The 20,083-nt window shown below is 66.5% G+C and carries 19 protein-coding genes and 1 tRNA gene; 17 read left to right on the forward strand and 3 right to left on the reverse strand.

Annotation, left to right across the window (positions count from 1 at the left end; translation table 11 throughout):
• Positions 1-14 precede the first annotated feature (14 nt).
• From AC3A6I_RS19050 to AC3A6I_RS19065, 4 genes are all read left to right on the forward strand, one after another.
• Entirely contained in the window at positions 15-542 is a 528-nt protein-coding gene (locus AC3A6I_RS19050; protein ID WP_487545445.1) for a hypothetical protein, read from the forward strand.
• A gap of 10 nt (positions 543-552) precedes the next feature.
• A complete protein-coding gene (locus AC3A6I_RS19055; RefSeq protein ID WP_487545446.1) occupies positions 553-831 on the forward strand; it encodes a DUF4242 domain-containing protein in 279 nt (92 codons plus the stop codon).
• A 347-nt stretch (positions 832-1,178) separates the two neighbouring features.
• A complete protein-coding gene (locus AC3A6I_RS19060; RefSeq protein ID WP_487545447.1) occupies positions 1,179-2,126 on the forward strand; it encodes a DMT family transporter in 948 nt (315 codons plus the stop codon).
• Between the two features lie 68 nt (positions 2,127-2,194).
• Positions 2,195-2,545, forward strand: coding sequence for a RidA family protein (locus AC3A6I_RS19065; protein WP_487545448.1), 351 nt, complete (start codon positions 2,195-2,197; stop codon positions 2,543-2,545).
• Between the two features lie 198 nt (positions 2,546-2,743).
• Here the strand turns inward: AC3A6I_RS19065 and AC3A6I_RS19070 are convergent, their stop codons facing one another.
• A complete protein-coding gene (locus tag AC3A6I_RS19070; protein WP_487545449.1) occupies positions 2,744-3,109 on the reverse strand; it encodes a DUF2934 domain-containing protein in 366 nt (121 codons plus the stop codon).
• 158 nt (positions 3,110-3,267) lie between these two features.
• Between AC3A6I_RS19070 and AC3A6I_RS19075 the strand changes: the two genes are divergently transcribed.
• From AC3A6I_RS19075 to AC3A6I_RS19105, 7 genes are all read left to right on the forward strand, one after another.
• Positions 3,268-4,626 (forward strand): FAD-containing oxidoreductase, encoded by a 1,359-nt coding sequence (locus tag AC3A6I_RS19075; RefSeq protein WP_487545450.1) that lies wholly within the window; start codon positions 3,268-3,270, stop codon positions 4,624-4,626.
• Between the two features lie 74 nt (positions 4,627-4,700).
• Positions 4,701-5,033 carry a hypothetical protein gene (locus tag AC3A6I_RS19080; RefSeq protein WP_487545451.1) on the forward strand — a complete coding sequence of 111 codons (333 nt, stop codon included), beginning with the start codon at positions 4,701-4,703 and terminating at the stop codon, positions 5,031-5,033.
• 107 nt (positions 5,034-5,140) lie between these two features.
• Positions 5,141-5,566 carry a c-type cytochrome gene (locus AC3A6I_RS19085; RefSeq protein ID WP_487545452.1) on the forward strand — a complete coding sequence of 142 codons (426 nt, stop codon included), beginning with the start codon at positions 5,141-5,143 and terminating at the stop codon, positions 5,564-5,566.
• Between the two features lie 151 nt (positions 5,567-5,717).
• Positions 5,718-7,196: a DUF6600 domain-containing protein gene (locus AC3A6I_RS19090; RefSeq protein ID WP_487545453.1), complete on the forward strand. Its 1,479-nt coding sequence runs from the start codon at positions 5,718-5,720 to the stop codon at positions 7,194-7,196.
• A gap of 190 nt (positions 7,197-7,386) precedes the next feature.
• A complete protein-coding gene (locus tag AC3A6I_RS19095; protein WP_487545454.1) occupies positions 7,387-8,370 on the forward strand; it encodes an SDR family oxidoreductase in 984 nt (327 codons plus the stop codon).
• A gap of 259 nt (positions 8,371-8,629) precedes the next feature.
• Complete coding sequence (locus AC3A6I_RS19100) at positions 8,630-9,649, forward strand: serine hydrolase domain-containing protein (protein ID WP_487545455.1); 1,020 nt, start codon at positions 8,630-8,632, stop codon at positions 9,647-9,649.
• A 97-nt stretch (positions 9,650-9,746) separates the two neighbouring features.
• Complete coding sequence (locus AC3A6I_RS19105) at positions 9,747-11,471, forward strand: patatin-like phospholipase family protein (protein WP_487545456.1); 1,725 nt, start codon at positions 9,747-9,749, stop codon at positions 11,469-11,471.
• Positions 11,472-11,668: 197 nt separating this feature from the next.
• Here AC3A6I_RS19105 and AC3A6I_RS19110 read toward each other — a convergent pair.
• Positions 11,669-11,743, reverse strand: a tRNA-Gly gene (locus AC3A6I_RS19110).
• A 206-nt stretch (positions 11,744-11,949) separates the two neighbouring features.
• Between AC3A6I_RS19110 and AC3A6I_RS19115 the strand changes: the two genes are divergently transcribed.
• The 3 genes from AC3A6I_RS19115 to AC3A6I_RS19125 are packed head-to-tail and all read left to right on the forward strand — an operon-like array spanning position 11,950 to position 13,815.
• A complete protein-coding gene (locus tag AC3A6I_RS19115; protein WP_487545457.1) occupies positions 11,950-12,897 on the forward strand; it encodes a tetratricopeptide repeat protein in 948 nt (315 codons plus the stop codon).
• 13 nt (positions 12,898-12,910) lie between these two features.
• Positions 12,911-13,576, forward strand: coding sequence for an LON peptidase substrate-binding domain-containing protein (locus AC3A6I_RS19120; RefSeq protein WP_487545458.1), 666 nt, complete (start codon positions 12,911-12,913; stop codon positions 13,574-13,576).
• Entirely contained in the window at positions 13,573-13,815 is a 243-nt protein-coding gene (locus AC3A6I_RS19125) for a Trm112 family protein (RefSeq protein WP_487545459.1), read from the forward strand. Before AC3A6I_RS19120 ends, AC3A6I_RS19125 begins: the two co-directional genes overlap by 4 nt.
• A gap of 251 nt (positions 13,816-14,066) precedes the next feature.
• On the opposite strand, the gene AC3A6I_RS19130 is transcribed toward AC3A6I_RS19125, so the two are convergent.
• On the reverse strand, positions 14,067-15,284 hold the full coding sequence (locus AC3A6I_RS19130) for an FAD-dependent monooxygenase (protein ID WP_487545460.1): 1,218 nt from the start codon (positions 15,282-15,284) through the stop codon (positions 14,067-14,069).
• A 286-nt stretch (positions 15,285-15,570) separates the two neighbouring features.
• Here AC3A6I_RS19130 and AC3A6I_RS19135 point away from each other — a divergent pair, with 286 nt between their 5' ends.
• The 3 genes from AC3A6I_RS19135 (at position 15,571) to AC3A6I_RS19145 (ending at position 19,861) form a co-directional block, all read left to right on the forward strand.
• Positions 15,571-15,909 (forward strand): P-II family nitrogen regulator, encoded by a 339-nt coding sequence (locus AC3A6I_RS19135; RefSeq protein WP_487545461.1) that lies wholly within the window; start codon positions 15,571-15,573, stop codon positions 15,907-15,909.
• A 26-nt stretch (positions 15,910-15,935) separates the two neighbouring features.
• Positions 15,936-17,282: an ammonium transporter gene (locus AC3A6I_RS19140; RefSeq protein ID WP_487545462.1), complete on the forward strand. Its 1,347-nt coding sequence runs from the start codon at positions 15,936-15,938 to the stop codon at positions 17,280-17,282.
• Between the two features lie 773 nt (positions 17,283-18,055).
• Positions 18,056-19,861, forward strand: a complete 1,806-nt coding sequence (locus tag AC3A6I_RS19145) for an ABC transporter ATP-binding protein (RefSeq protein WP_487545463.1) — start codon at positions 18,056-18,058, stop codon at positions 19,859-19,861.
• Positions 19,862-20,083: the final 222 nt, after the last annotated feature.

The raw sequence follows: 20,083 nt of genomic DNA on the forward strand, positions 1-20,083 counted from the left end.
GATGGAGCAAGAAAATGACCAGGACCTCTTGGCGGATGCCCGCGCTTATTGGCGCGTTCATTCTGCCACTGCTTGCCGTGCCTGCCTTCGCGCATGAGCATGGCGGCGTTGCCGTCACCAACCCGCTGGCCGAAAAGGTGCGCGACGCCAATGCGCGCTTCGCCGATGTCGAGGTGGCCAAGGCCGAAGGCTATGCCCCGATCCCGTGCGTCTCGGGCATCGAAGGCGGCGCCATGGGCATCCACTTCGTCAATGGTGCACTGATCGAGGACAAGGCCATCGAGCTCGGCAAGCCCGAGGCGGTGATGTACGAGCCCAAGGGCGATGGCAGCATGGAGCTGGTGGCGGTCGAATACATCACGACCGAAGGGCCGGCCAACCTCGACGGGCACCTGTTCAGCTTCACCGGCTCGCCCAACCGCTACGGACTGCCGCCGTTCTACGAGCTGCATGTGTGGGCCTGGCGGGACAACCCCACCGGCACCTTTGCCGACATGAACCCCAACGTGACGTGCGACGCCGCCGTCGCCGCCCAGCAGTAAGGAGTTTCCGATGAAGCGCTATGTGATCGAACGCAATATTCCGGGCATCGGCAGCAAGACGGCAGAGGAATATCGCGAGGCCGCGCAGGTCTCGAACGAGGCCCTCGCCAAGCTCGCGCCGCGGGTGCAGTGGGTGCACTCCTACTTTGCCGGCGACATGACCTATTGCGTCTACCTGGCGGAGGACCCGGAGGACATCCGCAAGCATGCCGAGCTCAGCGGCCTTCCGGCCAACAAGATCACGCTGATCAAGGTCGTGGTCGATCCGGCCACGGCGGAAGCGGCGTGATGCAAAGCGGGACGGCGACAGCGCCGGCCCGTTGGTCGAGGTGGGGGACTGTGGCTTGGCCGCCCCCTCCACCAGCTTTGCTGGTCCCCCTCCCCCGCCCGCGGGGGAGGATCGGCGTATTGTGAGTTCGCAGAAGCGCGAGATCGACATGCGATCTGCGGGCTGGGCGAGGTGGCCTCCCGGCCAGCCGGGGCTGACCCGCAATTTCCGTCATGTGATCGATGAGCCCGCCATAGCGGCGGAGTAGGCTAGCTCGACCTTTGGAGCGATTGCCGATTCAGCCGGTTGGGGCTCATGTGAGGTGTCGGCTGTCGCGGGGGCCGTGTGGCGCAAGGAGGCGCCGGGGCGTGAGCGGACTGGCCGACGACAATCGAGAAGTGCTGGAAGTCGCCGAGGCGGGACGTATCGAGCCCGTGCCGGTGGCGGCGATGCCGCAGGGGCGGCCGCTGGTCGGGGTCGCCATGGTGATGGCGGCGGTGCTGCTGTTTGCCGCCAACGACACGGTGACCAAGCTGCTCGTCGCCGAGTATCCGGTGCCGCTGGTGGCGTTCATGCGCTACGCGGTGCAGCTGGTGCTGATGTTGATCCTTGTTGCGCCGCGCATGGGCGGGCGGATCGTCCGGACACGGCGGACGGGGCTGGTGATCGTGCGCGGGCTCTGCCTCGTCGTTTCGACGCTGTGCATGGGGCTCGCCTTCCAGCGCATGCCGGTGCCGGAATCGGTCGCGATCGTGTTTCTCGCGCCGATGCTGGTGGTGCTGGCGGCGGGGCCGGTGCTGGGCGAGAAGGTGGCGGCGGCGAGCTGGGTCGCGGCGATCGGCGGCTTTGCCGGGGTGCTGCTGATCGTCAGGCCGGGCGGCGGGCTCGATTTCTACGGCGTGATCTTCGTGCTGATCTCGGTCTCGAGTTCGGTGGTCTACTACCTCCTCTCGCGGGTGCTGGCGCATAGCGAGAGCACTGTGACGATGCTGTTCTACACCGCTGTCGTCGGTGTCGTGTGCTTCGGGGCGGCGTTGCCGTGGTCGTGGTCGGGGCCGACGCCGGATTTCGGCACGCTGCTGATGTTTTTGAGCCAGGGTGCGGCGGCGGGGCTGGGGCATTACCTGTTCACCGCCGCGCATCGCGAGGCGACGGCGTCGCTGCTGGCGCCGGTCAACTACATGCAGCTGTTGTGGGTCGGGCTGATGAGCTGGCTGCTGTTCGGGCATGTGCCGGATGGGCTGACGCTGGTGGGCATGGCGATCGTGGCGCTGGCCGGCGTAGCCATCGCGACGATCTCGACGCGGCGGCGGTAGTTTGGGCTTTCAGGGTGGGGGCGCGGCGGCTATGAGGCTTCCGCAATCTCGTTGAGGAGTTTTTTTGGATGAGCATCACCCGTCACCAGCCCGGCAAGCGCATGAGCCAGGCCGTGGTCCATGGCAACACCGTCTATCTCGCCGGGCAGGTCGCGACCGACTATAACGGCACCATCGAAAAGCAGACCGGCGAAGTGCTGGCCGCGATCGACAAGCTGCTGGCCGAGGTGGGCTCGAGCAAGTCCAAGGTGCTGTCGTGCCAGGTGGTGCTCAACAACATCGCCGATTTCGCCGCGATGAACACCGTCTATGATGCGTGGATCGACCCGGCCAATCCGCCGGCACGCGCCTGCATCGAAGCCCGCCTCGCGCATCCGGCGCTGAAGGTGGAAGTGATCGCGATCGCGGCGCTGGATTAAGCAACACGCACGGGGTCATTCCGGCGAAGGCCGGAATCCAGCTTGAGATGCCTCGGCTATCGCTGCGAGTGAGTAGATCTCAGGATGGGCCCCGGCCTGCGCCGGGGTGACCCGGTGGGTGTGGCCGCCCCCTCCACCAGCTTCGCTGGTCCCCCTCCCCCGTTGAACGGGGGAGGATCAAGAGCGGGCTTTGCCCGCTTATTTCGCCTTGGGCACCGCGGCGCGGGGCTTGGTGGCCTTCTTGGGCTTGGGCTCCTCGGCCTTGAGCTTCGGCTTGACCGCCGCTTCCTTTACCTTGGCCTTGGTGTCCTTGGTTGCCCTGAGCTTGGTCGGGCCGGCATTGGCGTTCTTGCCCCTGGTGGTCCTGGCGACGCCGTTGCCGGTGGTTTCGACGAAGGCTTTCGTCGCTTCCGCGTGGGCGAGGCTCCAGTAGTGGTCGCCGCGGCCTTCGGGGCGGCCGTCGGCTTCCCACATGTAATAGGCACGCTGGCGGATGGCGTCTTCGCTGAGCTGGCCAGCCGGGTCGGCAGGCGTGGATTTCGTTGTCTCGGATTTGGCGGGCATGCGGAATCCTCGATCCCCGGGCGCGCCGGGATGGCGCACCACCCGCAACGAGCCTAGCAGCGCCCGGTTGCGTCGCGAAAGGGGCTTGGGTGCAAGCGTGCCATGACGACTGCGTCAGGCCCGGCTAAGGTGCGCCCGCCAAGATTAGGAGCGGGTGCATGCAGACGTTCGACGCCATCGTTATTGGAGCCGGGCAGGCCGGTCCCTTTCTCGCCGTGCAGCTGGCCGAGGCCGGGCGCAAGGTGGCGCTGATCGAGCGGCGCTACATGGGCGGCACCTGCGTCAACGATGGCTGCACGCCGACCAAGACGCTGGTGGCGAGCGCGCGGGTCGCGTGGCTGGCGCGACGGGCCGCCGATTTCGGCGTCAGCACCGGGCCGGTGAGCGTCGACATGGCGGCGATCAGGGCGCGCAAGCAGGCGATGGTGATGGCCTCGCGCACCGGGCTCGAGCAGTGGATGGGGGCGACCGAGAACCTCACGGTGTTCAACGGCTCGGCGGCATTCGTTTCGCCGCACGAGGTGGAGGTGAATGGTGAGACTCTGCGGGGGGAGGAGATTTTCCTCAACACCGGCGCGCGGGCCGTGGTGCCGGACTGGGCCGCGAACCTGCCGCATCTCACCAACACATCGGTGATGGAGCTCGACACGCTGCCCGGGCACCTGGTGATCGTGGGCGGCTCCTATATCGGGCTTGAGTTTGCGCAGATGTATCGCCGCTTCGGGGCCGAAGTGACGGTGCTGGAAAAGGGCGAGCGGATCGCCGGGCGCGAGGACCCGGACGTCTCGGATGCGATACGAGATATCGTCGAGCGCGAGGGGGTGCGGATCGTCACCGGGGCATCGTGCTTTTCGGGCGAGGCGACGGCCGATGGCGTGACCGTGCGATACAACGACGGCGAGTCCGTGTCCGGCAGCCATTTGCTGCTGGCAGTGGGGCGAGTGCCCAATGTCGAGGACCTGCAGCTCGACAAGGCGGGGGTGGGGCAGGACAAGCGCGGCTATATCAGCGTGGACGACAGGCTCAGGACCAGCCAGCCGCATATCTACGCGCTGGGCGATGTGAACGGGCGCGGGGCCTTCACGCATACCTCGTACAACGACTTCGAGATCGTGTCGCAGAACCTGCTCGACGGGAAGGACCGCAAGGTGTCCGACCGGGTGCCGGCCTACGCGCTCTATATCGATCCGCCGCTCGGACGGGCGGGGATGAACGAGGCCCAGGTGCGCGAGAGCGGGCGGCCGGCGCTGGTCGCGACGCGGCCGATGAATCGGGTGAGCCGGGCCAACGAGCGCGGCGAGAACCTGGGCTTCATGAAGGTGTTCGCCGATGCCGAGACGCGAAAGATCCTCGGCGTGTCGCTGCTCGGCATCGAGGGCGACGAGGTGATGCAATCGCTGCTCGAGGCGATGGCGGCGGGGGTGAGCGTCGATACGATCATCGCCACCATGCATGTGCACCCCACGGTGAGCGAACTGGTGCCGACACTGCTGGGCGACTTAAAGCCGCTGCAATGAGTCGTGCCTTATGGATGCCATCGCGCCGGCCAAAATCACGGTACAGATGAGCGGCGCGAATCGAGGGTGGCGGCATGGCAGAGGGAAGTGAACTCAGCGATACGGTGCTGTCGTTCCGCGTGAAGCGGGCGGAGGAATTCGCGCGGCAGTGGCGGATCAATGCGCGGCGGTTGCAATCGCTGGCCTCCAACCCGACGACCCCGGCCTCGGTGCGGGCCGACGCGCTGGGAGAAGCACGCACGGCGGCCGAGATTGTCGCCAGGCGCGCCGAGGAAATGACGGCGATGGCAAAGCAGCGCGGTTTCGGCACGTGGGAGTCCGATCCGCTGATCGCGCCGCTGGTGGTGGAGATCCGGGCGGTCGAGAATGCACTCATCTATGCGGCGAACACGCTGAGCAAGAGCTAGTGCAACGAGCGTCCGTCTCCAACGTTAGGCGTGTTCGTACGGCGTTGCGGTTTGCCCATATCTGAGGCACGGTGCTGCATCGCAGAGCTGCATCCGGAGTGACAATCATGCGTCTTCTTCTTTCCAGCCTCATCCTCTCAACACTGCTGGCGGGGCCAGCGCTGGCGCAGGACGCTGCGGCGGGCGAGACGGTGTTCCGCAAGTGCATGTCCTGCCACGCGATCGGCGAAGGCGCTGCCAACAAGGTCGGCCCCGAGCTGAACGCGCTGATCGGCCGGGTCGCCGGCTCGCATCCCGATTTCAACTACTCCAAGGCCATGGTCGAAGCCGGTACGGGCGGGCTGGTGTGGACGGCCGAGACGCTGACGCCGTTCCTCACCAAGCCGCGCGATTACGTCAAGGGGACCAAGATGAGCTTCGCCGGCCTCGCCAACCCTGATGATGTGGCCAACGTCATTGCCTACCTGACGACGTTCTCGCCCGATGCCGCGGCGGCGCCGGCCGCTGCACCGGCAGCCCCGGCCGCTCAGTAGCGGCCGACGTCATTCCCCGATGGGGATGTCCGTTTGACGCCGCCGGGCCTGGCCCGGCGGCGTTTCCTTTTCCCAGTCGCAGCACCGGCAAGCGGAACCATGTGCGGATCCGGAAGTTGGGCGGAGGCGCGGTGAAGAGGAGAGAAGAACAATGAACATCAAACGCCTGCTCGCCACCATCGGCACTGCCGCAATGATTTCGGCTGCCCCGATCCTGGCCCCGCTCCCCGTACTTCCCATTGCTGCACAAGCGCAGGAGGCGCGTGTCAGCTTCAACATCTTCTTCGACCAGCTGCAGCCACACGGCGTTTGGGTGCGGCATTCACGCTTCAACTACGTGTTCTGCCCGCGGGTGGATGCGCGCTGGCGGCCCTATACGCAGGGGCGCTGGATCTACCTGCGCGACCGCGGCTGGTTCTTCCGCTCAGAGGAGCCGTTCGCCTGGGCGGTGTATCACTATGGCCGCTGGTATGACGACGAGCGGCTCGGCTGGTGCTGGGTGCCCGGCAACAAATGGGCCCCGGCCTGGGTGAGCTGGCGCCGCAGCGACGATTTCGTCGGCTGGGCGCCGCTGCCGCCCGAAAATAACGGCTTCCAGATCAATGTCGAGATCAATGTCGGCGAGCCGCCGGAACGCGACTGGGTCTTCATCCCGGTGCGGTCCTTCGTTGAACCCGAGCTGTCGGTCGACCTTGTGTTCGGCGACGAGGATCCGGAAATCTTCCGGCGTACCGAATTCGCGGGGCCGGTGATCATCCAGAACAATGTGGTGATCAACAACATCATCGACATCGACTTCATCCAGCAGCAGACCAACACCGAAGTTCAGGTGGTGGACGCGGCGCAGGTGAGCGATCCCGCCGAGGCACAGGCCCAGCCCGAGGGCGACACGATCCAGGTGTTCGCACCCGAGGTCGAGGAGCCGGAGCCCGAGGCTGCCCCGCCTGAAGCCGTGGAGCCCGAACAGGCAGTGGAAGAGCTGCCGGCGGCCCAGGAACAGCCCGCCGAAGGCGAGCAGCCGGCGGATGACGCGGCCCCCGCCGATGAGAATGCCGCTCCGGCCGATGAGGCAGCGCCGGAAGAGGGTGCCGCTCCGGCCACCGAGTGTCCGGAAGGCCAGCAACTGGTCGAGGGTGCTTGCGTGCCGGTGACCGACGAAGCTCCGGCGGAAGAGGCTGCACCTCCGGCCGAGGAAGCCGCGCCTGAAGAAGCGGCCCCTGCGGAAGAGGCTGCCCCGGCTGAGGCAGCTCCGGCCGAGGAAGCCGCTCCGACCGAGGAAGCTGCTCCGACCGAGGAAGCTGCTCCGGCCGAGCAGGCACCTGCCGAGCCGGTGACCTGCCCCGAGGGCCAGGAACTGGTCGACGGCCAGTGCGTGCCGATCGCTACCGAGCAGCCGGCCCCGGCCGAGGAAGCCGCTCCGGAAGAGACGGCCCCGGCCGAGGAGCCTGCCCCAGCCGAGGAAGCCGCGCCTCCTGCAGAGGAAGCCGCCCCGCCGGCTGAGGAAGCAGCGCCTGAAGAGGCCGCCCCTGAAGAGGCGGCTCCGGAGGAAGCTGCTCCCGCCGAGCCCGCCGCCTGTCCGGAAGGCATGGTGCTGGTCGATGGCCAATGCGTGCCTCCTCCCGCGCAGTGATCTCGATCCAGCAACATGACAGTGGCGCTCCCGCGAGGGGGCGCCATTTCATTTGCGCAAGGCCTCGTCGATGGCGCCGGGCCTCCCGCCTCAGGATGGGTTGCGCCGGCGCGATACAACCATCCGCGGCCTTGCGGGGGCGGGCGAGGGCGCACTAGGGTCCGGGCCAATCACACTTGAGGAGGATTTCATGGCGTCGGTACTTTTCGTCGGTGGAACGGGGCAGATTTCGCTGCCCTGCGTCGAACATGCGGTGGCCCAGGGGCACAAGGTGACGGTGTTCAACCGCGGCCAGCGCGATGCGGCGCTGCCGGCGGGCGTCGAGTCCATCGTCGGCGACATGAAGGATCCGGCGAGCTACGCGGAACTGGGCAAGCACAAGTTCGACGTGGTGGCGCAGTTCATGGTGTTCACGGCCGAGCAGATGGCGCAGGACATCCAGGTGTTCACCGGCAATACCGGGCAGTACATCTTCATCTCGTCGGCCTCGGTCTACGAGAAGCCGGCCAGGCACTACGTCATCACCGAGAAGACCCCGGCGGTGAACCCGTACTGGGCCTATAGCCAGGCCAAGATCGCCTGCGAGACGATGCTGAAGGCCTCTCGCGGGCTCAACTGGACCAATGTGCGGCCGAGCCACACCGTACGCACCGGCCTGCCCACCATGATGGGCGAGGGCGACATCGTAATCCGCCGCATGCAGCAGGGGAAGCCCGTCATCGTTGCCGGCGACGGCGCGACGCCGTGGACGCTGACGCGCTCGAAGGATTTCGCCGTGCCGTTCGTCAACCTGTTCGGCAAGCCGGCGGCGCTGGGCGAGGATTTCCACATCACCTCGGACCGGGCCTATAGCTGGGACCAGATCTACAGCGCCATCGGCCGCGGTGTCGGGCTCGAGCCGAAGATCGTGCATGTGCCGACCGACACGCTGGTGCGCTACAACAAGGCCTGGGAAGGCCCGCTGCTGGGCGACAAGACCTGGTCGGCGCTGTTCGACAACTCCAAGGTGAAGGGTGTCGCGGGGGATTTCGAGTGCTCCGAGAACCTCGATGAGGTGCTGGAAGAGTCGATCGGGTTTTTGAAGCAGCGGCTGGCGAGCAACGCGCCGGTGAACATGGAGCTCGATCCGCTGATGGATCGGATCACCAGCGAGCAGCTGGCGCTGGGGGCCTAATATCTGGGTGGTGAGGGCGGTGCTTGCGGTCGCCCCCTCCACCGCCTTCGGCGGTCCCCCTCCCCCGTGAAACGGGGGAGGATACGCTGGGGCACGATCTTGCCTTCATCCTCCCCTGCGTAGCGGGGGAGGGGGACCAGCGTAGCTGGTGGAGGGGGCGGCCACGCGAACCGCAAGCGCCTTAACGGGCCAGCACTCTCAATCGAGTGTGATCGTCCCGTGCATTGCTGGGGTGGGGTGAAGCCAGCATGGTGCCGGCATGAGATTCCTGAGCTCTTTCATCCTTGCCGCCGCGCTGCTTGCGACACCTGCCTTCGCCCAATCCGACGCCCTCACCTCCATCCTCGATCGCGCCGACCGGCTCGAGCCGCTCGAGGCGGTTATGGTAGCGCGGGATGGGGTGGTGATTGCCGAGCGTGGCTATGATGGGGTGTCGGTCGACGATCCGACCAATATCAAGTCGGCGTCGAAGACCATCATCTCGGCGCTGGTCGGCATTGCCATCGACAAGGGGCTGTTGACCGGCGTCGACCAGCCGATTGCGCCGATCCTGCGCGACGATATCCCCGAGGATGCCGATGCGCGCATCGAGACGATCACGGTGGGCAACCTGCTCTCGATGCAGGCCGGGTTGGCGCCGACTTCGGGGCCGAATTACGGGGCGTGGGTCGCTAGCGGGAACTGGGTGCGGGCGGCGCTGGACCAGCCGTTCGAGTCCGATCCGAGCGGGCCGATGCTCTATTCCACCGGTTCGAGCCATCTGCTCTCGGCCATCCTCACCGAAGTTGCGGGACAATCGACGCTGGCGACGGCACGCGAGTGGTTCGCGGCGGTGGATGGGTTCGCCATCGGCGGCTGGGAGCGCGATCCGCAGGGGATCTATCTTGGCGGCAACCAGATGGCGATGAGCCCGCGCTCGCTGCTGGCCTTCGGCGAGGTGTTCCGCACCGGCGGGCTGGCCGCGGACGGCACACGGGTGATTTCGGCGGACTGGATCGCGCAATCATGGACGCAGCGCACCAACTCGCGCTTCACCGGCGACGGCTACGGGTACGGCTGGTTCCTGCGCAATATCGGCGGAGCCGAGGTGAAGTTCGCCTGGGGCTTTGGCGGGCAGATGCTCTACATTGTGCCCGAGCTCGGGCTGAGCGTGGTGATGACCTCGGACGAGAGCACCCCGGCCGCCAGCACCGGACATCGCGACGACCTGCATGCGCTGCTGGCCGAGATCATCGCGGTGGTGCGGGCAACCCCGGCAGCGGCGCCGGCCGAGGGCTAAGTAGCAATCCCGACAAATCTAGCGATCGGCTTGTATTCCGAGCGGCGCTGGATCAGTTTGGCGACACTTTCGCGGGGCGGCTACGTGGGAGGACAGGATGGCATCCGACGAGCTCGGCTATGTCGCCAGTGATTTCGGCTATCCGGACAAGCAGTGCGATGTGGTGATGAAGGGCGGCGTGGCCTCGGGCCTCGTCTACCCGTTCGCTATCCTCGAACTGGCCAAGGTCTATCGCTTCCGCTCGATTGGCGGCACGTCGGCGGGCGGCATCGCGGCGGCGCTGACAGCGGCGGCCGAATATGCGCGCACCAGGCGCAACGACCCCGAAGGGTTCGTGCGGCTCGCGACGTATAGCCGGCAATTGCCCGAGTTCTTGGGCACGTTCTTCCAGCCGGCAAAGCAGTTCGCGCCGACCATGGCGTTTCTGGTCGCCTGGAAGGCGTCGAGCGGCAAGGGCGAAGTGCTGTGGGCCGCGTTCAAGGCGCTGTGGGCGCCGTTCGCGGCCGGTGCGGGCCTCGTGGCCGGCGTGATGGCGCTGTTCGGCGCCGGTGTTGCCGGCATCATCCTCGGGGCGATCGTCGGCGGCATTGCCGGGCTCATCTTCCATGCGATCTGGATCGCGCGGGCGCTCAAGGCCAACGATTACGGCATGTGCTCGGGCATGCCCGATGGCGGGATGAAGCAGCCGGCGCTGACCACCTGGCTGCACGAGGCGATCCAGAACGTCGCCTTCGGGCCGGAGGGGCGCGACAAGCCGCTGACCTTCGGCGACCTCGAGGGCGACGATCCCGATACGGCGATCAACCTCAGGATGATCACCACCAACCTGTCGATGCGGCGGCCGCATACATTGCCGGCGCTCGGGGTGCCGGCGTCGTACCGGCTCGAGGAGTGGGGGCCGCTGTTTCCCGAGCCGGTGCTGCGGCACCTCGGCGCCACCTCCGAGGAGGACAAGCGCTATGAGGGCCTGCGCAAGGCGCCGGCACCGGCGGATTTTCCGGTGCTGGTGGCGACGCGCATGAGCCTCAGCTTCCCGCTGCTGTTCCGGGCCATCCCGCTCTATGCGCGCGATTTCGAGAACTGGCGGCTGAAGGCGCAGACCGGCGTGGTCGACGGGCGGCCGGAGGTGAAGCGGCTGTGGTTCATTGATGGCGGGCTGTCGAGCAATTTCCCGATCCACCTGTTCGACGCGCTGCTGCCGTCGCGGCCGACCTTTGCGCTCAGCCTCGACGAGCTGCCAGACGGCGGCGACGAAAAGGGACCGCGCGTCATGCTGCCCAAATCGGCGCTCGATGGCGTCGGCTTGCCGATCCACGACGTGGATGGGCTGCTGGGCTATGGGCTCGGCCTGCTCGATGCGGCCAAGGACTGGCAGGACAACCTGCTGTCGAGCATGCCGGGCCAGCGTGAGCGCGTCGCCCGGGTGCTGCTGTCGAAAACCGAGGGAGGGCTCAACCTGACCATGCCGCCGGACGTTTCGCGGGCGGTGATGGGCTATGGCCGCGAGGTCGGGCAGCTGTTTGCCAACGGAGCCCTCGATTTCGACGAGCATCGCTGGCGGCGGGCGCTGGTGGCGTACGAACAGCTGGAGCTGGCGGTCGGTTCGGCGGATCGGGCGTGGACGGCGCGCGGTTACGGGGCCTGGTACAATGGCTACGCGCCCAAGACCTATGGCAAGGTGACGGCACAGGACCGGACCGATATCGGCACGCGCCTCGCGGCCTTCGCGGGGTTGGCCGGAACATTCCTGCCGGGCATCAAGAGCCGCGACCGCAAGCTGCCACGGCCGATCGGGCGGATGCGGATCGGGCCGGATGCTTGAGCGCTTCATCTGCGGGGATCATGGGCGCAGGCAACATACTCCGGCGTCATCCCCGCGAAGGCGGGGATCCAGTGGCGGCACGCCCTGGTGCCTGACTGGGTTCCCGCCTACGCGGAAATGACATCGTAGGTTGGCAAGCAAAACAAAAAGGCGCCCGAAGGCGCCTTTGTCATCGTCCCTTTGCGTAAGGGAGATAATGGAGCGGGCGAAGGGATTCGAACCCTCGACCCTAACCTTGGCAAGGTTATGCTCTACCCCTGAGCTACACCCGCACTCCAGTCTTCGTCGTCGCCAAGAGCCCGGAAGCGCTTGGCACGGCGTCGACGCGCGCCTATATGCCCAATCGAAAGCGCGTTTGCAACCCATAATTCTGGTCCGATCAAAGGCGTGCTAAAGCTTGCGTCGGAACCGCTTCAGAGCGCAGGAAACTCACGCCAGAACGGACGGGCAAGGGCCCTGATCCGGCAGGAAAAGACAGATGTCCCTCAACGATATTTCGACCGCCCCCTCCGCCAATGCGACCCCGCCGGCGGCGCTGATCAAGGACTCGAGCGACCGTGCCTTCAAGGCCGACGTGATCGATGCCTCGCTCGAAGCGCCCGTGCTGGTCGACTTCTGGGCGCCTTGGTGCGGCCCGTGCCGGCAACTGACGCCGAACCTCGAGAAGGTGATCAACGAGAAGGCCGGCAAGATCCGGCTGGTGAAGATCAATATCGACGAGAACCCCTCGATCGCGGGCCAGCTGGGCATCCAGTCGATCCCGGCAGTGTTCGCCTTTGCCGGCGGCCGGCCGGTCGATGCGTTCCTCGGCGCGATTCCCGAGAGCGAGGTGCGGCGCTTTGCCGACAAGGTGATCGCCAACGCGCCCGAGGGCCAGCCGGCGGCCGGCTCGATCGAGGAAGAGATCAAGAATGCAGTCGAGGCGGCCGGCGAGGCACTGAAGGCCGGCGATCTCAACCAGGCGGCGCAGGTCTACGGCATGGTGCTGCAGCACAAGCCCGACCATGCGGGCGCCATTGTCGGCATGGCCAAGGTGTTTCTGGCCGCGGGCGACGCCGAGCAGGCGCAGGCGGTGCTCGACACGATGCCGGAAGGCGAGCGCAAGGGCGAGGACTACACTTCGCTGGTGCAGTCGCTGAAGCTGCTCGGCGAAGCGGCCGAACTCAGCGAGACCGACGAGCTCGCGGCGCAGGTCGAAGCCAACCCGGACGACCATCAGGCGCGCTTCGACCTCGCGGTAAAGTATAATGCCGAGGGCAAGCGGCTCGAAGCGGCCGAGGCGTTGGTGGCGCTGATGAAGCGCGACCGGACCTGGAACGAGGATGGCGCTCGCAAGAAGCTGCTGGAGCTGTTCGAAGCCTGGGGCCCCAAGGACCCGGCAACGCTCAAGGGCCGGCGGCTGCTGTCGGCGCTGCTGTTCAGCTGAGGCGCGGCTCAAAATGCTGAAGCGACCGCAATCGCCAGCCGATCTGCCTGCCAGCGTGCCGGTGTTCCCGCTTTCGGGGGCACTGCTGCTGCCCTATTCGCGCCGGCCGCTGAACATCTTCGAACCACGCTATGTCGAGATGATCGACCATGCGCTGAAGGCTGACCGCCTCGTCGGGCTGATCCAGCCGCGCGACACGTCGGTGGAAAGCCCGCAGGGGCGGGCGCCGCTCGAGCGCATCGGCACGGTGGGCCGGCTGGTGCAGTTCGAGGAGGTGGACGAGGGGCGCTATTTCGTCATCCTCGAAGGCATCAGTCGCTTCGAGTTCGTGAAGGAGCTGCCGACCATGACGCCATTCCGGCGCGCCATGATCGACACGAATGCCTTCGCCTCCGATTTCGAGCGCGAGTATGGCGAGGAGAAGGTGGACCGGCCGCGCTTCCTCAAGATGATGCGCGACTATGCCGAGTTCGGCCATTTCGACCTCAACTGGGATGAGATCGAGAAGACCGGCACGGCGGACCTGGTCAATTTCTGCTGCATGGTCTCGCCCTATGGCGCGGCCGAAAAGCAGGCGCTGCTGGAAGCCGATACGCTGGAGCAGCGGGCCGAAACGCTGATCGCCATGGCCGAGTTCGAGATGGCCAAGGGCGACAACCGAACGACCACGCTCAATTGACCGATGCGGCGCGGCCACCCGCGGTGAACCCGCGCCACATCGTGGATATCCGCATGCTCGAAATGCTGGTGTGTCCTCTGACCAAGACCCGGCTGACGCTGTCGGATGATGGCAGTGAACTGATCTCGGTGGCGGCGCACCTGGCCTTCCCCATCCGCGACGGCGTGCCGATGCTGAGCCTCGACGAGGCGCGCGAGGTGGATCAGGACGAGATGGATCGGCTGCGGGGGCGGGGGTAGGGCTCCAAGACGGGGCACGTGGCTCCACCCCCTCCGAGCTGCGCTAGTTCGCTGACGCTCACAAGCTCCGCTTGCCTCCCCCATCAAGGGGGAGGTGGGGCCGGTGGGCTTCCCGGGATCCTGCCACAGACTCGGTGTCATCCCTGCGAACGCAGGGATCCATTTCTCCGCCAGCGCGGGCTGCGAGTTGGACCCCTGCTTTCGCAGGGGTGACAGCTGGTGGATGGGGCGGGATTGGCGAAATGCGTGCCCTAAATCGGCAATCCCCGCAGCAGCTTCGGCCCGTTCCGGTCCAATCCCGACGCCCGTGAGATCAGGAAATCCTTCACCGGCGGCATGCGGTCCACGACCCCCATGCCGAAGTCGCGGATGGCGCGGACGGGGGCGACGTCGTTGGAGAACAGGCGGACCATGCCGTCGGTGACGGCGACCATCAGGGCAGTGTCGAAGCGGCGCCAGCGCTGGTAGCGCTCGAGCGCATCGGCGGCGCCGGGGTCCTGGCCGAGGCGGAGTGCATCGATCGCCACCTGCGCCAGGGCGGCGACATCCTTGAGGCCGAGGTTGAGGCCCTGGCCGGCGACCGGGTGGATGACGTGGGCGGCGTCGCCGATCAGGGCGAGGCGCTCGCCGACGAAGCTTCTGGCGATCTGCAGGCGCAGCGGGAAGGATTGCAGCGGCTCCTCGAGCGTCACCTTGCCCAGCGTCGAGCCCATGACGGACTCGATCTCCGCTTCGACCTCGGGCTGGGCCCAGGTCCTGAGCTCGGCGGCGCGCTCGGGCGATTCCACCCAGACCAGCGAGGAGCGGTTACCGGGAAGCGGCAGGCTCGCGAAAGGGCCGGCCGGGCGGAAGTGCTCGTAGGCGGTGCCGTCATGCGGCAGCTCGTGCGCGATGGTCGTGACCAGTCCGGTCTGGCGATAGTCGTGGTTGACGGTGCCGATGCCGGCGCGCTGGCGCAGCCAGGACTGGGCGCCGTCGGCAGCGATCACCAGCGGAGCGGAGAGCACGCGACCGTCGGCGAGGACGAGGCGGGCGGTGCCGGGCTCGGCGGCAAAGCCGGTGATCTCGGCCGGCGCGACGATCTCGACTTCCGGCGGCAGGGCGTTGAGCAATTGCTCGATGACGAGGGCGTTGGGCACCAGATGGGCGAAAGGCTCGCCCGGGGCGACGTCGCCCTCGAAATGGAGGAAGAGGGGGCGGGAAATGTCGCCCTTGCCGGAATCGGTGATCCTCATCTGCTGCACCGGCTCGGCGCCGATGGCCATGCCGGTCCACACGCCGAGCTCGACGAAGATGCGCTTCACCCCGGCAGCCAGCGCCCAGGAGCGCTGGTCCTTCGGCACGGTGAAGGGCCGGCGGTCGACCAGGGCGATGCGCAGCCCCTTCATCGAGCGGGCGAGGGCCAGCGCCATGGTGAGGCCCACCGGGCCGCCGCCGACGATCGCGATGTCATGGTCCGTGCCGGCCATCAGGAATTCCTCCGTGCCTGCCGCTATGTGGCCCGTCACATCCGGCCTGTCCAGCCGGCGCGGTGCCGCATCCCACCTGCTCAAAAATGCAGCAGCTGCGTAAATCTTGCTCAAATGTACGGCGTTAACGTGACGGTAAGCTTGTGCGCTGGGCTGGATGCTGCCTGCCGGATCATCCAAAAGCCTATTCGAATCAGTGTGTTGCGGATTGCGGCAGCAGTTTGGCACGGCGTTTGAGTCTGACTCTGCCGATTGGAGACCATCCATCACACTGAAAGGGGCATCCATGAAGCTGGTGATAGCAATCATCAAACCGTCGCGCCTGGAGGAGGTCCGCCAGGCCCTCAACTCGCTCGACGTGCACGGCATGACGGTGACCGAAGTCAAAGGCTATGGCCGGCAGAAGGGTCACTCCGAAATCTACCGCGGCACGGAATACGCGGTGCATTTCCTGCCCAAGCTGAAGATCGAGATCGCGGTCGACGATTCACAGGCCGACGCCATTGCGACGGCCATCCGCGACAGCGCCCAGACCGGCCGCATCGGCGACGGCAAGATCTTCGTGCTCGACCTGCTGGCCGTTACCCGCATCCGCACCGGCGAGACCGGCGCGGCCGCTCTGTGATGCCGCTCATATTGGGGAAAACAACAATGACAGACTTCAAGATGCCGAAAGTCCTGGGAGCGGCGGCGTTGGCGTCGCTGGCTCTCGCGCTGCCTGCGTTCGCGCAGGACGCAGCCGCCGAGGCTGCACCCATCATCGACAAGGGCGACGTCGCCTGGATGCTGGTCTCCACCATGGTCGTGTTCGTCATGATCGTGCCGGGCCTCGCCCTGTTCTACGGCGGCCTGGTGCGCGCCAAGAACGTGCTGTCGGTGCTCAGCCAGGTGATTGCCGGCGTGTGCATGATCGCCCTGCTCTGGGTGGCCTATGGCTATTCGCTTGCCTTCGGCGGCACCGAGGGCGGCCTTTCCGCCTTCATCGGCGACTTCTCCAAGATGTTCCTGTCGGGCGTGACGATCGAGTCGACCGCGGCGACCTTCTCGGCCGGTTTCGAGCTGCCCGAGCTGGTATTCGTGGCGTTCCAGCTGACCTTTGCCTGCATCACCTCGACCCTCATCGTCGGCGGCATCGCCGAGCGCATGAAGTTCGGTGCGGTCATGCTGTTCCTCGCACTGTGGTTCACCTTCTCGTACCTGCCGATGGCGCACATGGTGTGGGCCGGCACGGGCTTCCTGTTCAACCTGGGCGCCTACGACTTCGCGGGCGGCACCGTCGTTCACATCAATTCCGGTGTGGCCGCTCTCGTCGCCGCGATCGTGCTGGGGCCGCGCACGGGCTTCCTCAAGGAACCGATCCCGCCGCATAACCTGACCATGGTGTTCATCGGCACGGGCCTGCTGTGGTTCGGCTGGTTCGGCTTCAACGCCGGCTCGAATCTCGAGGCCAACGGCCTCACCGCCCAGGCCTTCCTCAACACCATCACGGCTCCCGCCGCGGCGGCGCTGGCATGGGGCATCGGCGAGAAGTTCACCCGTGGCCATGCCAGCCTGCTCGGCTTCGCCTCGGGCGCGGTTGCCGGCCTCGTGGCGATCACTCCGGCCGCCGGCTTTGCCGGTACGATCGGCGCGATCGTGCTGGGTGCGGTTGCCGGCTTCATTTGCCTGTGGGCGGTCGTGACGCTCAAGCCGATGTTCAAGTACGACGACTCGCTCGACGTGTTCGGCATCCATGGCGTCGGCGGCATCGTCGGTGCGCTCGGCACCGCCTTCGTCGCCAACCCGGGCTTCGGCGGCTATCCGCTGGCCGACTTCGAGATGTGGGGCCAGTTCATCAAGCAGCTGACCGGCGTCGGCATCGCCATCGTCTGGTCGGGCGTGGTGGCATTCGTCGCGATCCTGATCGTCAAGGCCGTGTTCGGCGGCGCCCGCGTGTCGGAATCGGCCGAAAGCGATGGCCTCGACCTCTCGAGCCACGGCGAGCGCGCCTACAACTGACACCTGGTGTAGGCGGGTAACTCCTCCCACGCCGCCTGCATCAACCCCGGGGAGCCGCGCCGAGGGGGCGCGTCTCCCCGATCCTCGCCCCACCGCTGACCGCGGTGTCCACGACTTTCGCCGCTGACCGCGGCGTGCAGCTCGCGCACCTCTTGGCCCGCCACAGAGGCTTCCCACTCGCAACCGCGTGGGCTGCACACCCCGGTCAACGGACCGAAGCTGAACGGGCAGATGTCTTTCGCTCCGCCGAGCGAAATTTACCCTGGCTGTGCAGTTTTCGGCAGTTGACCGACCAAACGTCGCCTGGACGTGCTATAGAATGACTGCGGCTTATCCCCTTGTCGGGTGCGCCGGCAGGGAACGGAGCCGGCGGGCCCACGTTGGGGGTCCGAGAGGAGCAGGACCCATGTCGTTCAAGGAAAAGCTCAAGTTTATCGATTTTGCGTCGATTGCGGTGATGGCGCTGGCCGTGCTGGTGCCGCTGGCGATCGGACTCGCCGCCGTCTGACCGGTACATCGGTCTCGCCTACCCGAGAGACTTGCCATGGGATGGCAAAGCCATCTATGACTGAGCCTTCACTGGCCAGCCAACAGGGAGGCGCGGCATGATTGCAAATCGACTCCGCCTCCAGGGCATGACGCGACCACATCGTTAGGTCGCCCGCGGTCCGCCCGCCGGACCCCACCACCGCCGGACATTTCCCGGCCAGTTCCCATAGCAGTTTCTCTCCGGGACCGGATCGTGCGCGACAAGCGCCGTCCGGACGAACGACATGACTCAGAGGACCAAACGTAGCCAGGCCTTCCGAAAGGTGCTGGGCTTCACTGCGCGGCACTGGCGGAAGCAGCCGGTGCGCATCGCGGCCATTGTCGGCCTGTTCTTCATCGAAACCGTCACCGACATCCTGACCCCGTTCTTCGCCGGACGGCTGGTGGAGGCGGTAGCGAGCGGCGCCGCCTCGAGCGAGGTGGCGTGGAATGCGGCGATCACCGCCTTCCTCGCCATCGTGGCGCTGGGCGCGGCCTCGGTGTTGGTGCGGCAGCTCGCTTTCCGCACCATCATCCAGCTGACGCTGAGGATGATGAGCGACATCGCCCAGCAGGCATTCCACCGCGTGCAGCGCTTCTCGTCCGACTGGCACGCGAACTCGTTCGCCGGCTCGACGGTGCGCAAGATCACGCGTGGCATGTGGGCGCTCGATTCGCTCAACGACGTGATCCTGATGGCGCTGTTCCCATCGGTGGTGATGCTGGTGGGCACCAGCGTCATCCTGGGCATTTTCTGGCCGATCATCGGCATCATGGTGGGCATCGGCTCGGTGATCTACATCGCCGTCTCGGTGGTGCTTTCGACCTATTGGGTGGCGCCGGCGGCGAGCCTCGCCAACCAGTGGGATACGCGCATGGGCGGCGCGCTGGCCGATGCGGTGTCATGCAACGCGGTGGTGAAGGGCTTTGGCGCCGAGGACCGCGAGGAAGTGCGGCTATCCCATGTGGTCGACAAGTGGCGCAGCCGCACGTCGCGCACCTGGAACCGCGGCACGCTGAACGGCACGATCCAGCAGGCCATGCTGTGGGTGCTGCGCACGGTCATCATCGGCGCCGGCGTGCTGCTGTGGGCCAATGGTATGGCGAGTGCGGGCGACGTCACCTTCGTCATCACCACGTTCCTCGCGCTCCAGGGCTACCTGCGCGATATCGGCCAGCATGTGCGCAACCTGCAGCGCGCGGTGAACGACATGGAAGAGCTGGTCGGTCTCGAGGACCAGCCGCTCGGCATCGACGACAGGGCCGACGCCAAGCCGATCGCCATCAGCAAGGGCGACGTGGTGTTCGACCATGTCGACTTCCACTACGGCAAGCACACCAACCCGCTCTATCGCGACCTGACGGTGACCATTCCGTCGGGCCAGCGCGTTGGCCTCGTCGGCCATTCCGGCTCGGGCAAGACCACGTTCGTCAAGCTGATCCAGCGCCTGCACGATGTGACGGGCGGCCGGATCATGGTGGACGGGGTGGATATCCGCGACGTGCAGCAGGCCTCCTTGCGGCGGCAGATCGCCATCGTGCAGCAGGAGCCGGTGCTGTTCCACCGCTCGCTGGCCGAGAATATCGCCTATGGCAAGCCGGGCGCGTCGATGGCCGAGATCATCGAGGCGGCCAAGCTCGCCAATGCGCATGGCTTCATCGACAAGCTCGCCAAGGGCTACGAGACGCTGGTGGGCGAACGCGGCATCAAGCTCTCGGGCGGCGAGCGGCAGCGTGTCGCCATTGCCCGGGCGTTCCTGTCCGATGCCAAGGTGCTGATCCTCGACGAGGCGACCTCGAGCCTCGACAGCGAGAGCGAGCAGTTGATCCAGGAAGCGATGGAGCGGCTGATGGTTGGCCGCACCACCATCGTCATCGCGCACCGGCTGTCGACGGTGCGGGCGCTCGACCGGCTGCTGGTATTCGATGCCGGCGCCGTGGTCGAGGAAGGCACGCACGAGCAGCTGGTCAAGAAGCCGGACGGCATCTACCGGCGGCTGTTCGAGCGGCAGGCGCTGGAGCTGATCCGGGGGCTCGAGGCGGCGGAGTAAGAAGGCTCGGAAGTCGGAGTTCGGAGTTCGGAAGTAGAAGGTAGAAGGTAGAAGGTAGAAGGGGGGGCTTGGCCGAGGCGGACGGCCCCCTCCCGGCCTCCCCCATAAAGGGGGAGGTGAAGAGTAGGGGCTCTGGCTTCGATCGTGCCTCAAACGCCGGCAGAGCACCTCCCCCTTTATGGGGGAGGATGGGAGGGGGTCGTCTGTCTCGGTCGGCGCCCT

Source organism: Devosia sp. Soil_C_22 (genome assembly GCF_057657195.1).

Excerpts from the sequence above, each read along its gene's own strand:
- AC3A6I_RS19080 (WP_487545451.1), top strand. The coding sequence starts at position 4,701 with ATGGCAGAGGGAAGTGAACTCAGCGATACGGTGCTGTCGTTCCGCGTG.
- AC3A6I_RS19055 (WP_487545446.1), top strand. The coding sequence starts at position 553 with ATGAAGCGCTATGTGATCGAACGCAATATTCCGGGCATCGGCAGCAAG.
- AC3A6I_RS19090 (WP_487545453.1), top strand. The coding sequence starts at position 5,718 with ATGAACATCAAACGCCTGCTCGCCACCATCGGCACTGCCGCAATGATT.
- AC3A6I_RS19130 (WP_487545460.1), bottom strand. The coding sequence starts at position 15,284 with ATGGCCGGCACGGACCATGACATCGCGATCGTCGGCGGCGGCCCGGTG.
- AC3A6I_RS19105 (WP_487545456.1), top strand. The coding sequence starts at position 9,747 with ATGGCATCCGACGAGCTCGGCTATGTCGCCAGTGATTTCGGCTATCCG.
- AC3A6I_RS19120 (WP_487545458.1), top strand. The coding sequence starts at position 12,911 with ATGCTGAAGCGACCGCAATCGCCAGCCGATCTGCCTGCCAGCGTGCCG.
- AC3A6I_RS19145 (WP_487545463.1), top strand. The coding sequence starts at position 18,056 with ATGACTCAGAGGACCAAACGTAGCCAGGCCTTCCGAAAGGTGCTGGGC.
- AC3A6I_RS19135 (WP_487545461.1), top strand. The coding sequence starts at position 15,571 with ATGAAGCTGGTGATAGCAATCATCAAACCGTCGCGCCTGGAGGAGGTC.
- AC3A6I_RS19095 (WP_487545454.1), top strand. The coding sequence starts at position 7,387 with ATGGCGTCGGTACTTTTCGTCGGTGGAACGGGGCAGATTTCGCTGCCC.
- AC3A6I_RS19070 (WP_487545449.1), bottom strand. The coding sequence starts at position 3,109 with ATGCCCGCCAAATCCGAGACAACGAAATCCACGCCTGCCGACCCGGCT.
- AC3A6I_RS19065 (WP_487545448.1), top strand. The coding sequence starts at position 2,195 with ATGAGCATCACCCGTCACCAGCCCGGCAAGCGCATGAGCCAGGCCGTG.
- AC3A6I_RS19115 (WP_487545457.1), top strand. The coding sequence starts at position 11,950 with ATGTCCCTCAACGATATTTCGACCGCCCCCTCCGCCAATGCGACCCCG.
- AC3A6I_RS19085 (WP_487545452.1), top strand. The coding sequence starts at position 5,141 with ATGCGTCTTCTTCTTTCCAGCCTCATCCTCTCAACACTGCTGGCGGGG.
- AC3A6I_RS19050 (WP_487545445.1), top strand. The coding sequence starts at position 15 with ATGACCAGGACCTCTTGGCGGATGCCCGCGCTTATTGGCGCGTTCATT.
- AC3A6I_RS19075 (WP_487545450.1), top strand. The coding sequence starts at position 3,268 with ATGCAGACGTTCGACGCCATCGTTATTGGAGCCGGGCAGGCCGGTCCC.
- AC3A6I_RS19140 (WP_487545462.1), top strand. The coding sequence starts at position 15,936 with ATGACAGACTTCAAGATGCCGAAAGTCCTGGGAGCGGCGGCGTTGGCG.
- AC3A6I_RS19100 (WP_487545455.1), top strand. The coding sequence starts at position 8,630 with ATGAGATTCCTGAGCTCTTTCATCCTTGCCGCCGCGCTGCTTGCGACA.